The sequence below is a fragment of the Gordonia sp. CPCC 205333 genome, assembly GCF_048537885.1.
Lineage (GTDB): Bacteria > Actinomycetota > Actinomycetes > Mycobacteriales > Mycobacteriaceae > Gordonia.
On the sequence record NZ_JBCLVI010000005.1, the window covers coordinates 22,764 to 37,839 of the forward strand.

General features: G+C 61.6%; 12 protein-coding genes. 7 read left to right on the top strand and 5 right to left on the bottom strand.

The features are described 5' to 3' along the window. Positions 1-43 precede the first annotated feature (43 nt). Positions 44-2,902, bottom strand: a complete 2,859-nt coding sequence (gene uvrA, locus AAFP29_RS18010) for an excinuclease ABC subunit UvrA (protein WP_419218793.1) — start codon at positions 2,900-2,902, stop codon at positions 44-46. A gap of 93 nt (positions 2,903-2,995) precedes the next feature. Here uvrA and AAFP29_RS18015 point away from each other — a divergent pair, with 93 nt between their 5' ends. Both AAFP29_RS18015 and AAFP29_RS18020 read left to right on the top strand, forming a co-directional pair. Continuing rightward, positions 2,996-3,670, top strand: a complete 675-nt coding sequence (locus AAFP29_RS18015) for an MBL fold metallo-hydrolase (RefSeq protein ID WP_419218794.1) — start codon at positions 2,996-2,998, stop codon at positions 3,668-3,670. 92 nt (positions 3,671-3,762) lie between these two features. Continuing rightward, complete coding sequence (locus AAFP29_RS18020; protein WP_419218795.1) at positions 3,763-6,072, top strand: HelD family protein; 2,310 nt, start codon at positions 3,763-3,765, stop codon at positions 6,070-6,072. 104 nt (positions 6,073-6,176) lie between these two features. Here the strand turns inward: AAFP29_RS18020 and AAFP29_RS18025 are convergent, their stop codons facing one another. Next, entirely contained in the window at positions 6,177-6,623 is a 447-nt protein-coding gene (locus AAFP29_RS18025) for a universal stress protein (protein WP_419218796.1), read from the bottom strand. Between the two features lie 136 nt (positions 6,624-6,759). Continuing rightward, positions 6,760-8,916: an excinuclease ABC subunit UvrB gene (gene uvrB / locus AAFP29_RS18030; protein ID WP_419218797.1), complete on the bottom strand. Its 2,157-nt coding sequence runs from the start codon at positions 8,914-8,916 to the stop codon at positions 6,760-6,762. Positions 8,917-9,035: 119 nt separating this feature from the next. Between uvrB and AAFP29_RS18035 the strand changes: the two genes are divergently transcribed. The 3 genes from AAFP29_RS18035 to AAFP29_RS18045 all read left to right on the top strand — a co-directional run bounded on the left by AAFP29_RS18035 (position 9,036) and on the right by AAFP29_RS18045 (position 10,646). Then, positions 9,036-9,566: a hypothetical protein gene (locus AAFP29_RS18035; RefSeq protein WP_419218798.1), complete on the top strand. Its 531-nt coding sequence runs from the start codon at positions 9,036-9,038 to the stop codon at positions 9,564-9,566. 85 nt (positions 9,567-9,651) lie between these two features. Continuing rightward, a complete protein-coding gene (locus AAFP29_RS18040; protein ID WP_419218799.1) occupies positions 9,652-10,095 on the top strand; it encodes a ubiquinol-cytochrome c reductase iron-sulfur subunit in 444 nt (147 codons plus the stop codon). Between the two features lie 23 nt (positions 10,096-10,118). Further along, positions 10,119-10,646 (top strand): DUF402 domain-containing protein, encoded by a 528-nt coding sequence (locus AAFP29_RS18045; protein WP_419218800.1) that lies wholly within the window; start codon positions 10,119-10,121, stop codon positions 10,644-10,646. Here AAFP29_RS18045 and AAFP29_RS18050 read toward each other — a convergent pair whose 3' ends face one another. Further along, positions 10,647-11,417, bottom strand: coding sequence for a TetR/AcrR family transcriptional regulator (locus tag AAFP29_RS18050; protein WP_419218801.1), 771 nt, complete (start codon positions 11,415-11,417; stop codon positions 10,647-10,649). Positions 11,418-11,574: 157 nt separating this feature from the next. Between AAFP29_RS18050 and AAFP29_RS18055 the strand changes: the two genes are divergently transcribed. Together AAFP29_RS18055 and AAFP29_RS18060 are read left to right on the top strand one after the other, a co-directional pair. Then, complete coding sequence (locus AAFP29_RS18055) at positions 11,575-13,329, top strand: DEAD/DEAH box helicase (protein WP_419219391.1); 1,755 nt, start codon at positions 11,575-11,577, stop codon at positions 13,327-13,329. Continuing rightward, the gene (locus AAFP29_RS18060; RefSeq protein ID WP_419218802.1) at positions 13,326-13,865 is read left to right on the top strand and encodes an SWIM zinc finger family protein; all 540 of its coding nucleotides are present in this window, start codon (positions 13,326-13,328) and stop codon (positions 13,863-13,865) included. Before AAFP29_RS18055 ends, AAFP29_RS18060 begins: the two co-directional genes overlap by 4 nt. On the opposite strand, the gene coaE is transcribed toward AAFP29_RS18060, so the two are convergent. Continuing rightward, the gene (gene coaE / locus AAFP29_RS18065) at positions 13,866-15,053 is read right to left on the bottom strand and encodes a dephospho-CoA kinase (RefSeq protein ID WP_419218803.1); all 1,188 of its coding nucleotides are present in this window, start codon (positions 15,051-15,053) and stop codon (positions 13,866-13,868) included. Positions 15,054-15,076: the final 23 nt, after the last annotated feature.

A 15,076-nucleotide genomic window follows, 5' to 3' on the forward strand; every position in this document is an offset into this window, starting at 1 on the left:
GGGAATCACTCCCCCGCATCACATCAGCATGCAGTTAGCACCCTCACACCTGCAGAATCTCCGCCAAGAACTTCCCGGTATGACTCTCGGCCGCGGTTGCGATATCTTCCGGCACCCCTTGTGCCACAACGGTTCCGCCACCATTGCCACCTTCGGGCCCCATATCGATAACCCAGTCAGCGGTTTTGATGACATCGAGATTGTGCTCGATGACGATCACGGTATTGCCTTTGTCGACGAGTCCGTTGATGACGCCGAGCAGCTTCTTGATGTCTTCGAAGTGCAGACCGGTCGTCGGCTCGTCGAGGATGTAGATGGTTCGGCCCATCGAGCGTTTCTGCAACTCTGCGGCGAGTTTCACCCGTTGCGCTTCACCACCGGACAGCGTCGGCGCGGGCTGTCCGAGCCGCACATATCCAAGGCCAACCTCTACGAGAGTCTTGAGGTACCGATGGATCGAAGTAACCGGCTCGAAGAAGTCGGCAGCCTCTTCGATTGGCATATCCAGAACTTCGGCGATCGTCTTATGTTTGTAGTGCACTTCCAGGGTCTCGCGGTTGTACCGCGCGCCATGACACACTTCGCATGGCACGTAGACGTCGGGCAGGAAGTTCATCTCGATCTTGATGGTGCCCTCACCGGCACATGCCTCGCACCGGCCACCTTTGACGTTGAACGAGAACCGTCCCGGCTGATAACCGCGCACCTTTGCTTCGGTGGTCGCCGCGAACAGCGTGCGGATCTTGTCGAAGACTCCCGTGTAGGTAGCCGGGTTGGACCGCGGTGTCCGGCCGATCGGCGACTGGTCGACCTGTACCAACTTGTCGAGATTATCGAGGCCGTTGATTCGCTTATGCCGCCCCGGAACTTGCCGGGCGCCGTTGAGCTTGTTGGCCAGCGTGGTGGCCAAGATGTCATTGACCAGCGTCGACTTACCCGAACCGGATACGCCGGTGACAGCGGTCAGCACGCCAAGCGGAAATGACACGTCGATGTCGCGCAGGTTGTGTTCGCGCGCGCCGACGACGGTGAGTTGCCGCTTACGATCGATGAGACGCCGAATATCAGGTACCGGCAACGTATCGCGACCAGCCAGATACGCTCCGGTCAGTGACTTCTTGTTCTTCAGCAGATCTTTATAGCTGCCACTGTGCACAACTTGCCCGCCGTGTTCACCGGCCAGCGGGCCAATATCGACGATCCAATCCGCGGAACGAATAGTGTCTTCATCGTGTTCGACGACGATCAGCGTATTTCCCAGGTCGCGCAAATGTGTCAGCGTCTCGATAAGTCGACGGTTATCTCGTTGATGTAGCCCGATCGATGGTTCATCGAGCACATACAGCACTCCCGCGAGACCCGCGCCGATCTGGGTAGCGAGCCGGATACGTTGTGCCTCACCGCCGGACAGCGATCCGGCCGCGCGGGACAGTGACAAGTACTCCAACCCGACGTCGAGCAAGAATTTTATACGCGCCTGGACTTCTTTGAGTACACGTCCGGCGATCGCCTGCTCACGCTCGCCCAACTTCAGCCCTGATAGATAGTCGGCGCACTCGGCGACCGAAAGCTCAGCGACAGCCGCAATCGACTTCGGTCCATGTACCGCGTTGTCCAGGGTCACCGCCAGAATCTCGGGCCGTAGCCGCGCACCCTGACAGGTTGGGCACGGCACATCGCGCATATACCCCTCGTAGCGGTCCTTCATCTGCTCGGACTCGGTTTGCTCCATGCGACGGGCGAGGAAGGCCATCACACCCTCGAATTCCGTGTAATACGAACGGGTACGCCCGTACCGATTTCGGAATTTCACGTGCACCTGATGATCACTGCCATTGAGGATCGCGCGCCGCGCCTTAATCGGCAACTTGCGCCACGGGGTGTCGACGTCGAAGCCCATCTGTTCAGCGAGACCGCCCATCAGTCGCAGGAAGTAGTCGGCGTTATGCCCCGACGACCACGGCGCGACTGCTCCGTCGGCGAGCGAAAGATCCGGGTCGGGAACGACAAGATCCTCGTCGACCTCCTTGCGGATTCCGAGGCCGTCACATTCCGGGCACGCGCCATAGGGCGAGTTGAACGAAAATGCCCGTGGCTCAAGGTCATCCACAGCGATCTGATGGCCATTGGGACATGCCATCCGCTCGGAGAAACGCCGTTCCCGCTTGGGGTCGTTCTCTTCGAGGTCAACGAAGTCCAGCACGACAATCCCATCGGCCAACCCGAGCGCAGTCTCAATCGAATCGGTAAGACGCTGCTTCGATGCCGGCTTAACCGCCAACCGGTCGACGACGACCTCGATGTCGTGCTTTTCCTGCTTCTTCAACTTCGGCGGCTCGGTCAACGGGTACACGACACCGTCGATCCGGGCGCGCGAGTATCCCTGCGTCTGCAACTCGGTGAATAGGTCGACGAATTCGCCTTTACGGGTACGCACCACCGGCGCGAGCACCTGGAATCGCACCCCGGATTCCATTTCAAGAACCTGGTCGACGATTTGCTGCGGGGTCTGTTTGGCAATCGGCGAACCGCACTGCGGGCAATGCGCCTTGCCGGCTCGGGCGTAGAGCAGACGCAGATAGTCGTAGACCTCGGTGATGGTGCCGACGGTCGATCGCGGATTCCGGTTGGTGGACTTCTGATCAATAGACACCGCGGGTGATAGGCCCTCGATGAAATCCACATCGGGCTTATCCATCTGACCGAGGAACTGCCGGGCGTACGCCGACAATGACTCGACATACCGACGCTGTCCCTCGGCGAAGATCGTGTCGAAGGCCAGGGACGACTTCCCTGACCCGGACAAGCCGGTGAAGACGATGAGACTGTCTCGCGGCAGATCGACATCGATCCCCCGAAGATTGTGCTCCCGCGCACCGCGCACGATCAGGCGATCAACCACTGGATTCCTCACATATTCACGTCCGAGAATTCGTACGTATCCACGATACCGAGGGGCACTGACAACTTTGGATTCGGCGACTACCGTGACCGCATGGCCGAAACACACTCTGCCCCACCTGCCCCACACGTCAATGTCGTCACCGATCACGCCACCATTACCGCCCTGTCCGTCGGACCGATGGATAACAACGTCTACGTCGTGACCTGCCGCGAGACCGGCGACCAACTCCTCATCGACGCCGCCAACGACGCAGAACACATTGAAGGTTTGCTCGCCAGTCTTCCCGGCCAGCTCAGGAGCATTTTCACCACTCACCAGCACCCCGACCACGTCCAGGCACTCGAAGCAGTCAACGCCGCGCATTCGGGCGTCCCGACCGCGGCCGGCCGTGCGGACGCACCTGCCCTGCCGGTCGCACCCGACGTCCTCGTCGATGACGGCGACACAATCACCGTCGGCAACCTCACGCTGAATGCCATTCACCTCGTCGGTCACACCCCGGGATCAATCGCATTGGCACTGGCTGACACCGACGCCGATCACTCCCAGCCGCGCACTCACCTGTTCAGCGGAGACTGCCTATTCCCCGGCGGCATCGGAAAGACTTGGCGGCCGGAGGATTTCACCACTCTCTACCGCGACGTCGCCAGCAAAATCTTCGACCGCTATCCCGACGACACCGCGGTCTATCCCGGACACGGCAGCGGTACGACACTCGGTGCCGAGCGTGGATCCCTCGATGAATGGCGCGAACGCGGCTGGTGACGACGACACCCGGTCGGTCTCGCGTCCGCCGCGTAAGCTTATTCGAGTCGCTTTCGCGACGGCATAGGCTGCCAGGAGGTTGTTGACCCACCGTGACGCACACGCGCCCCCCTTCCGATGAAGACGTCGTCGACCCGCGCATCACCGACGAGCAAACCCATCTCGACGCGGTGTACGCGCGGCTCGATCGGATGCGGTCGACCGCCAAACGCCGACTGTCAGACACGCTGCGCGAGTCCGCCGACACCCCGCAGGCGCTCTCCGAACGCGAATCGTACGAACGCCTGTACGTCGAGGATCTGGCTAAATTCGACGCGGCTGAACACAACTTGTATTTTGGCCGCCTCGACCTCGACGACGACGAAATCAGACGGATCGGCCGGATCGGCATCCTCGATGACGACGACGCCGACACCACCCTGCTGCTCGACTGGCGCGCTCCCCTCTCGCGCCCGTTTTACCTGGCGACACCTGCCGCCACCGACGGCGTCGCTCGACGCAGGCATATCCGCACCCGCAACCGGACGGTGCGTGGACTCTCCGACGAAGTGCTCACCGCGGGCGAGGCCCAGATCGACGAGCTCGGACACGGCGACGTCGTCAATGAATCGGCTCTCGTCGCCGCGCTGAACGCTGCTCGAACCGGCGAGATGACCGACATCGTCGAAACCATCCAGCGCGAGCAGGACCTGATCATCCGATCGTCGCACCGCGGTATCACCGTTGTGCAGGGCGGGCCGGGTACGGGCAAGACGGCGGTCGCACTGCACCGCGCGGCATACCTCCTGTACACGCACCGTGAAATCCTCTCGCGCAGCGGCGTTTTGATCATCGGACCCAACACCGAGTTCTTGCGATATATCGGCCAGGTGTTGCCTTCTCTCGGCGAGACCGGTGTCGTATTGTCCACCGTCGGCAACCTGTTTCCCGGAATTTCGGCGCAGCACAACGACTCTCGCGATGCTCGCGCCGTCAAGGGCGACCTTCGGATCCTCGACGTCCTCAAACGCACTGTCCGTGCGCGACAATCACTTCCGAAGCACCCGGTGGAGCTCCGCTTCGACGGCTACCCCCTGTTCCTCGACTCCGAGATGGTCAAGACCGCACGCGCGAAAGCGCGCAGTTCCCGCCGCGCGCACAACCAGGCGCAGTCGGTGTTCCTGCGCGCTGCCTTGGATGGGCTGGCCGCCGCGCACGCTCGCACTATCGGGGCGAGCGTCATCGACGGGTCCCAGATGCTCACCTCGGCCGACCTCGCCGATATCCGCGACGACCTCGGCCGCGACGACGACATCCGTGCCGCCGTTCTCGAATTCTGGCCGTATCTCACTCCCCAGCGCCTGCTCACCGACCTGCTGAGCAGCCCGTCCGATATCCGGAGGGCGACCCCCGGCTGGCCCGACGCCGATCGCGCAGCGCTGCATGACCCGGACATTGCTGCGAGAGACTCCTTCTCCGACAGCGACATTCCGCTCATCGACGAGCTGGCGGAGCTGATCGGCTACCAGACCGAAGACGCGAACGAGGCGGACAAAGCACGCTGGCGGCAGAAACTAGCCGAAGCCCAGGACGCACTGGACATCCTGACCGGCTCGGCCCCCCAGGACATCGAAGACGAACTCGATCCCGAGATTCTGATGGCATATGACCTGATCGACGCCGAGCAACTCGCCGCGCGCCAGGTGGAATCCAAGCGCATGACGACTGCCGAACGCGCCTTCGAGGATCGCACATGGACTTTTGGGCATGTCATCGTCGACGAGGCGCAAGAGCTCTCGGCGATGGCGTGGCGAATGGTCATGCGTCGCATACCGAATCGCTGGATGACCGTCATCGGTGACACGGCTCAGACCAGCGATGTCGCCGGAACAACGTCGTGGCGCGCCGTTTTTGAACCTTATGTCGCCAATCGCTGGCAGCTGCACGAGCTGACCGTGAACTATCGCACGCCGGCCGAGATTATGGATTATGCGACCGGAGTACTCGCCGGCATATCGAGATCGCTGCACGCACCAACTTCATTGCGCAGCAACGGGATAAAGCCAGTCGCTCGAAATGTCATTGCCGCCCAACGCGTTTCGACAGCGATGAAGATAGCGATCGAAGCCGACTGGCCGGGGTTGACCGCGGTCATCGTGCCCGACGCGCTGCTCGACGAAGCCGCGATCGCGCTCAACGCGTCGCCGAATGCCCCAGATGTCAAGGTGCATAACGTCGTCGAGTGCAAAGGCCTCGAATTCGACAACATCATCGTCGTCGAACCAGCCGAGCTGATCAGCGAATCACCACGCGGCAACAGTGATCTCTATGTAGCGTTGACGCGCGCGACGCAGCGCCTAGTAGTCGTATACGCCCACGAATTGCCTCGCGCGTTGGCCGAGATGCCGACGATCACCGACTGACACGTCGTGGGCTCTAACGCAAAAGTTCACCTCGTTTCCTCATGTTCACCCCATGACAGTTGGAGATGAATGTGAGGAAACGAGGTGAACTCTGGTGAACTTGACTAGGTCGTGTGAACGATCAGCACGTCGTTCGATGCCTTACGAGCAACATCCGCGGGAACCGAACCCAGCAGTCGGCCAGCGAGTGAGTTGAGACCCCGGTTTCCGACTACCAGGAGGTCGGCGCGGGTGTCTTCGACCAGTTGCAGCAGCGCATCGACTGGTGCGCCCTTCACCGGCCGCAGCTGAACCACTTCAGCCCCGGCCTTATTTGCGCGTTCCCGGGCACTGCGGAGAATTTCCTCAGTCGGTGCGGAACCGTGAACCTGGTATGCATCTTCCTTCAACACGTCAGACATCGCATCGATGTCGCGGTGATCGTTCGGAAAATACGCACAGGCGATGACCAGCGTGGCATCGCTACCGGCAATGGCGCCAGCGCGCTCGACTGCCTTCAACGACGATTCCGAACCGTCGGTGCCGACCACGATCGTCTGGTATGCGCTCATTGAATTCCCTCCAGAGGTAACAGAGCATTAGGACTTGTCTGGCTAGTGAGATTAGTTTGCTTCAACAGAGTTTGGGTCGCAATCGTGCCGATCGCCACAGTTAGCCTGCTTACAGTACTTGATGAAATGCGATCGGCTACGAGATTCCGGCCGCATCCATGCCTCGCAACTCCTTCTTCAGATCCGCGATCTCGTCACGCAGGCGCCCGGCGAGCTCGAATTGCAGGTCACGGGCCGCTGACATCATCTGATCGGTCAATTGCGAAACCAGATCAGCCAATTCCGCACGCGGCATCGTCGACACATCGCGCTTCTCGACGATGCCCGAACTCCCTCGCTTCGGCCCGTCGCCCTGTGCACGACGCCCTCGACTGGCGTTACGACCCGATCCGCCGACGGCAACTGAATCGTCGTCGGCTTCGCGGTACACCTGATCAAGGATGTCGGCGATCTTCTTCCGCAATGGCTTGGGATCGACGCCCATCTTCTTGTTGTATTCGATCTGCTTCTCGCGGCGTCGTTCGGTTTCCTCGATGGCATTCTTCATCGAATCAGTAATCTTGTCGGCGTACATATGCACTTCGCCGGAGACGTTTCGGGCGGCGCGACCGATCGTCTGGATGAGTGAGGTGGTACTCCGGAGAAAACCTTCTTTATCCGCGTCCAGAATAGCGACCAGCGACACCTCGGGAAGGTCGAGTCCTTCACGCAACAGGTTGATGCCGACCAGGACGTCATAGTCGCCGGCACGTAGTTGCCGAAGCAACTCGACCCGGCGGAGTGTGTCGACCTCCGAATGCAGGTAGCGCACCCGAATATCAAGTTCAAGCAGGTAGTCGGTCAGATCCTCGGACATCTTCTTGGTGAGCGTGGTGACCAGGACACGCTCGTCCCGTTCGGTACGCTCTCGGATCTCGTGGACGAGATCGTCGATCTGGCCCTCGGTGGGTTTGACCACAACCTGTGGGTCGAGCAGGCCCGTCGGCCGGATCACCTGTTCAACGAACTCGCCATTGGACTGACCCAATTCATACGGTCCGGGCGTCGCCGAGAGATATACCGTCTGGCCGATCCGATCGACGAACTCGTCCCAGGTCAGCGGACGATTGTCGACCGCCGATGGGAGCCGGAAGCCAAAGTCAACGAGGTTGCGCTTACGCGACATATCCCCCTCGTACATGGCACCAATCTGCGGCACGGTGACATGCGACTCGTCGATGACGAGCAGGAAGTCATCCGGGAAGTAGTCGATCAGGGTCGCGGGCGCGGTGCCGGCACCACGACCGTCGATATGTCGCGAATAGTTCTCGATTCCGGAGCAGAACCCGACCTGCCGCATCATCTCCAGGTCATAGGAGGTACGCATCCGCAGTCGCTGCGCCTCGAGAAGTTTCCCCTTGCTTTCCAGATCTTCGAGGCGTTCGGCGAGTTCGGCTTCAATTGAACTCATTGCCCTCTCCATCCGCTCCGGCCCGGCGACGTAATGCGTTGCCGGGAAGATTCGGAGCGAATCCACTTGCCGGACAATATCTCCGGTCAGGGGGTGCAGGTAATAGAGGGCTTCGACGTCGTCCCCGAAGAACTCGATTCGGACGGCCAGTTCCTCGTAGGAGGGGATGATCTCGACCGTATCGCCGCGCACCCGGAAGCTGCCCCGGGTAAACGCGTGGTCGTTGCGGGTGTACTGCACATCCACCAACAGCCGCAGCAGTGCGTCGCGATCGATCTGTTCGCCGACTGCCAACTCCACCGAACGATCCAGGTACGACTGAGGCGTTCCCAAACCGTAGATACACGAAACCGATGCGACGACCACGACATCGCGGCGCGAGAGCAGATTCGACGTCGCCGAATGCCGAAGCCGTTCCACATCGTCGTTGATCGACGAATCCTTCTCAATATAGGTGTCGGTCTGCGCGATATACGCCTCGGGCTGATAGTAGTCGTAGTAGGAGACGAAATATTCAACAGCGTTGTGCGGCAACATCTCTCGAAGCTCATTCGCGAGCTGGGCGGCGAGCGTCTTATTGGGTGCCATCACCAACGTTGGCCGCTGCACCTTCTCGATGAGCCATGCCGTTGTCGCCGATTTTCCGGTACCGGTCGCGCCCAGCAATACGATGTCGCGCTCCCCCGCGGTGATACGACGTTCTAGATCAGCAATGGCCGCAGGCTGGTCGCCCGCCGGCACGTGTTCACTGACCACGTCAAAGCGGGCCTCGGTACGCTCAATATCCCCGATCGGGCGAAACTCGGAGTGCGCGACGATCGGTTGCTCTGCTGCAAACGCCATGTGCACAGGGTAGCCGCGGCCTATGACAAGCCACCCGATCGGCGTAACGTCAGGACCGGCTGGCAAGCAGTACGCGCTATGACGTCATAACAGTCGGGTTCACCTCATCGAGGTTTCCAATGCTCAACCAACTCACATCTCACCGGTCGCTCGCCCATCTTCTGGCGACAATCGCGACGACCGCGGGCCTCGCCACCGGAGTCACCGCGATCGCTCCCACCGCTTCGGCAGCAACGCCCGCAGCGCTGGGAATTCACGGCGACATGCTTCTCACTGGCAACTTCCATTCACTTCGCATCGACGCTGTCGGCGTGCGCACCGCCAATGGAAACACCGCAGGCACCTACCGCGCGCAGGTTCTCAACGGTTCCGGACCGATCGGCGTCGAATTTCTTGGTCCGGTCACCTGTATCTACGTGCGCGGCAATGTCGCGTCGCTGGTCTATCCGATCCGCGCGGTCGCCCCGTTGGGCGAGCCAGGCGCCCTGACCAACGCCTACGCGATCAAAGTCACCGTGCGCCGGGGACCTAATGATCGAGGCAGCCGAGTCGGCTTGATGGGGCCTCAGCCCACCAGTAGCTTCCGCGGGTGCGCTCCCGGCGCGACGCCATTCGCGTTTGTCGGGACCATCGTCACCTACGGAGGTTGACCAACTCGGGTGTGGACGCCAACCGAATGCGCGATGATTGGCGACACAGCCCACATAATTGAATCTTGCCCCGAAGGGATTTCCGATGGATGACCAGCCCACAGTCACCCGTCGTCGATTCGTAGCCGGAACCGGTCTGGCCGTAGGCGCCACGGCCATCGCTCTCACCGTATCTTCTTGCGGTAGTAGCGATTCCGAAACGACGACGACCACCGAGAGTCAGGCACCGCCGCCTGGCAGCACTGCGGCAGCGGGTGTACTCGCCCCCGTCTCCGACGTTCCGGTCGGCGGCGGAATCATCGTCGGCGACGTTGTACTGACCCAAGCAACGGCGGGCAGAATCGCCGGATTCTCCGCGACATGTACGCACACCGGATGCAAACTGAGCGGTGTCACTGATGGCAAGATCAACTGCCCCTGCCACGGCAGCAAATTCAACCTCGATGGCACAGTCTCCAACGGACCGGCCAAAACAGCGCTGCCAGCAGTTCCTGTAGAAGTCACCGACGGCAATATCATCAAGGCGTAACCACGCGATGGTATGTGTAATGAATGAGCAGCGACCTCCACCCGCCCAAACGTGAGGTGTTCGACGTCCCGGCCCTGACCAACACCGACAACAAGGGTTTCATCCGCCCCGTCGAGGAATACCGGCGAACCGACTTCGGCCTCTATATGTCACGAACCGCGGACCACCCTCGATTTTCGCATCTGGAGAGCTGGCTCCTGCCATCACTTGGATTGCGCGCCAGCATATTTCACTTCGTCGAAGGTTATCGAACCGGCCAGCGACTCTATCTCGACGTCGGGCGGTTCACCGGCCCCGACGCCGAGGGGCGCTGGCACTCCGAGGACTGGTACCTCGACTTGGTCGATCTACCGGGCTCACCACTCGACCTCATCGACATCGACGAGATCTTCGATGCCCGCGTCGCGGGGCTCCTGACGACCCTCCAATGCGAACAAGCCGTATTGATCGCGACACGGGCCCTCGTCGGCGCAGCGGCGCATGACGATGACGTACAAGCCTGGCTCGACGCCGAGGTCGGCGAGAAGATGACGTGGCTCGATCGGACGTGATTACGCGCTGAACGTCGAGCGGGGAGCACTGACGATTCCGTCGATCAGCCGCGCCAGCCCGTAACGATAGGCCGCGTCGGTGTCCCCAGGCGCCTGGTAAAGCTCACCGACCGTCGCGCCAACCCGCGAAGACACCGGAAACTGTTGTGTCGTCATCACTTCGGCCAGCAGCGGACCATAGATCTCCCACCATGCCTCGTCGGTCAGCCCTGTCATCGTCGAGGCGGAGCGCGCATCGATTTCGGCTCGCGCACTCCCGGTCGCAAACGACCGCAATGCTGCGACAATTGTGTCGAGTTCAACGTCGTCGAAACGCCCGCCGCCCGTAGGCCCCGATCCTTCGAGCACCGCGAGATGGCGTTCATAGCGAGCTGACAGATGTGGGCCCAGCACCGGCCGCCACATTGAGATCGTCAGCAACCAGGGATGGCGAACCAATTCGTCGCGATACTGGTCGGCTATCGCCGCCAGTCGATCAGGCAGCGAAAGTTCGCCGATATCACCGTCTTCAGCAGCAACCGAATCGACCATCAACGCGACCAGCACGTCTTTGCTCGGCACGTAGGTGTAGACGCTCATCGGCCGCAGCCCCAGGCGTGTGGCCACTGACCTGATCGACAATTTCGACAGTCCGTCGGCGTCGGCTAGCTGCACTCCAGCTCGCACCACATCATCAACACTCACACGCGGTCGAGGTCCGCGTCGGGCCGGTTGCTCACGCCGCCATAGGAGTTCGATGATGCGTCGCGCGGTGGCAGCGTCGTCAGTCATCGTCGAAAAGTCCCGTCTGCGAAATCGTCCCCGGCCCTCGGGAATTATTTCCGTACAGTGTACGTTGTAGAGTCGCTACGCCGCACACCACCATCTATCGGAGGTCACTCTGCCTTCCCCGCAGGCCACCTACTTACCCGACCGACATGTTTTCGCCCTGTGGTCCACCCCTGGTTCCGGCCGCCTCACCGACGCCACCGAGACCATCAACCTCGCCATTCCCGGCCTCGACGAACAGAAGCCGGGACTGCACATTCGCCTCGTTCCCGTCGACTGCCGGATTGTCGACCCAGAGGAGTTGGCCAACGTCGGCACCGATGATCGGTCGGCATCGCTACGCACCTGGCAGACGCTGGCCGCCGACGTCGATGCACAAGCTCCGCTGCCAACCGCGGCACATGCTGTCCCCGACGCATTGGGAACTTCGATTATCTCGGCTGACTACGCGAGCACCACATTGCGCGATACGCTCCGACTCGGAACCACCCTCGAAGATCAGGTGAGAGCCGAACTGCGCGGGTATCAAGTCCGTGGTGTGGGATTCATCCTCGACGCCGTCGGTCACTCCGGCGGAGCCGTTCTGGCTGACGAGATGGGCCTGGGCAAAACGCTGCAAGCCATCGCGTTCCTGGTCCATCAAGCCCCCGCGACATCATCGCCCGCGTTGGTCGTCTGCCCGACGTCATTGGTCACCAATTGGCTGCGCGAAATCAAACATTTTGCGCCCCAGCTCAATCCGATCGGGTATCGCGGCGGCGACCTCGAGACGCCAGACGATTGCTCCGTCGTAGTCACCGGCTATCCAACACTGCGCGGCCACCATGAGGTACTGACACAGCGGCACTGGTCGGCGACGATCTTCGATGAGGCACAGTTCCTCAAGAATCATCGGACACAAGTGTCCAAGGCGGCACGCGCGTTGGACAGTGACGCACGGATCGCCCTGACCGGAACTCCGGTCGAGAACCACCTGGATGAATTATGGTCGCTGCTCAATCTCGTTGCCCGAAAGCAGTTTTCGAACCGCGCCCTCTTTCGGCGGCGATTCACCCTTCCCATCGGCCAGGGCTCGCCGGAAGCGATGCGCCGAATGCGCGCCACGATCGCGCCTATCGTGTTGGGCCGCAGCAAGAGTCAGGTCGCGACCAGTTTGCCCGCCAAGTTGCACACCGATGTCGCCTGCGACCTCACCGATGAACAGGCGACACGTTACGACCAACTGCTTGCCGCCGCGATTGACGAAGGGTTCGGCCTCGGCACCCAGCGACACGGCCGAATCCTGGCGACTCTCACCCGACTCAAACAAGTGTGCAACCATCCGGTCCTCGCCAGCACGACACCGACATGGCATGCCGATCACCTCGCCGGCCGTTCGGGCAAACTCGATGCCTGCTCCGATATCGTCGGCACGAATCTTGAAAATGACTCTCCTACAATCATTTTCACTCAGTACCGAGAGACAGGTGAACTCCTGCGCGCCTATCTCGCGGATCAGTTCGACGTTGCCGTGCCATTCCTCCACGGTGGCCTGCGCCGCTCACACCGCGACTCGATAGTGGACGACTACCAGGCCGGCAAGGGTTCTGGATTATTGATCGCAAGCCTCAAAGCTGCGGGTACCGGTCTCACCCTGACGCGCGCCGCTGACGTCGTCCACTTCGATCGGTGGTGGAATCCCGCCGTACAGGCTCAGGCGTCGGACCGCGTCCATCGCATCGGGCAGACCCGGACGGTCACGATCACCACATTGACCACCGCAGGCACTATCGAAGAGCACATCGCAGCTATGCACGAGCGCAAATCCGCTCTCGCACTGGATTCGGACGCGTCGGCGTTGACCGCATTGACATCGCTCTCCGACGAGGGACTGGTCGAAGTACTGCGCAGGACGCGCGAGGAGGACCCGAGATGAACGAATTCGGTTATACCGCTTGGGGTAAGGACTTTCTCCGGCTCGCCGAGCCGCTGGCGTCCAACAGACCCGAATCGATGTTGCCACGAGCTCGGAGCATCGCCCGCAACGGCGGTGTCACGGTGACCTTCGACGGGTGTGAAGCACGTGCGACTGTTCATCGCGGATCGGAGGCGTCCGTGGTCAGCGTGGAATTCGGCGCGATGACCCGTGAGTTGTCGTCGGCGCTCGCCGAACTCACTACGGCACCGGACAACCTCGGCGACGGTGACCACCGCACACTCCTCGACGCCGGCCAGTCCCCCGCTCCGACCCTCGCCGGGTCGGACTGCTCCTGCCGAGCTCGCTCGGCACGCTGTCTACATCTGCTGGCCGTGCTCTACACCGTCACGCGGCACGTCGACGAGACTCCCGTGTTGGCCCTGACCCTGCAAGGCTATGGGCGTGAGTCAGCCGACGCTACCGATCATGGCGGTCCCGCCCCGCGGTGGTTGCCCATCAACGAGATCGATCCCCAAGCGTTCTACGGCGACTGACTACTCTCGCCCAGTTGTCCAGGCACTCACTCGCCGGTAGGCCTCGTCGAACCACGGTTCTTTCGCGGCCGCATATCGTTCACCGTCACCATCAGCACCGGCCAACGCTGCCCGCTTGATCTCCGCATATTCGGCGCGCGCCAGTGGATCGTCGATCAACCAGTCGCGGAAATCGAGCGCGAAACGTTGTCCCGGCGACCCGACTGCCCGGATATGCACGTTCACCGGGCGTCCCGGATCAGCCGAACCATGAAAACGTTTGGCCCACAACAGCGGATCAGTGATCTGAGTATCCGGGTCGGCCTTCGGAATATCCGACCGCACCTCGTCGACGCGCGGAAATCCGCCGTCGGCGAGCAAGTCGGTGAAGGTGTCAGCGACGTCGAGGTCTGCGACACTCACCTGAATATCGATGGTCGGCTTGGCGTCAAGCCCGGCGACCGCCGTCGAACCGACGTGATCGATAGCTTTCGCCTTGTCGCCCAGGACTGCCCACAGTCGATTGACTATCTTGCGGCCCGCCGTCGCCCACGTCGGATCGGCGGCGTCCAGACGAACCGGTCCACGCGCCACCCGCCGTTCGGAGACATTGCGCTGAAACGGTTCCAGGCGCTCGTCCCACAGCGCGGCGGCTGCCGAGGCCAACTCATCCGGCGATCCCGAATTGTCCAGCCAGGCATCTGCGACATCGCGGCGCTGGGCTTCGGTCGCCTGCGCGGCAATCCGAGCACGCGCATCAGCCTCGTCGAGCCCGCGCGACGTCGTCAGCCGGTGGACCCGAACCTCTTCGTCGGCATCGACGACGACAACGGCATGGAAGAAGGGCGCCGTGTGATTCTCCACGAGCAGTGGAATATCTTGTACCACAATCGCTTCCGCGGGTGCGGCAGCCAATAGCTCCTGCGTACGCGCCCCGACCAGGGGATGGGTGATCGCATTCAGTTTTCCGCGTTGTTCGTCATCGGCGAACGCCTTGGCCGCAAGTGCGGGCCGATTGAGCGAGCCGTCCTCGGTCAAGATCTCGGCACCGAACGCTTCGACCAGCGCGGCGAGGCCGGGGCTGCCCGGTTCCACAACTTCACGCGCGATTTTGTCCGCGTCGATCAGATATGCACCGCGGTCGGTGAACGTCTTGGCCACTGTCGATTTGCCCGCACCGATTCCGCCGGTCAGCCCTACCCTGATCACCAGTCCAGTCTGACAAATCTCCC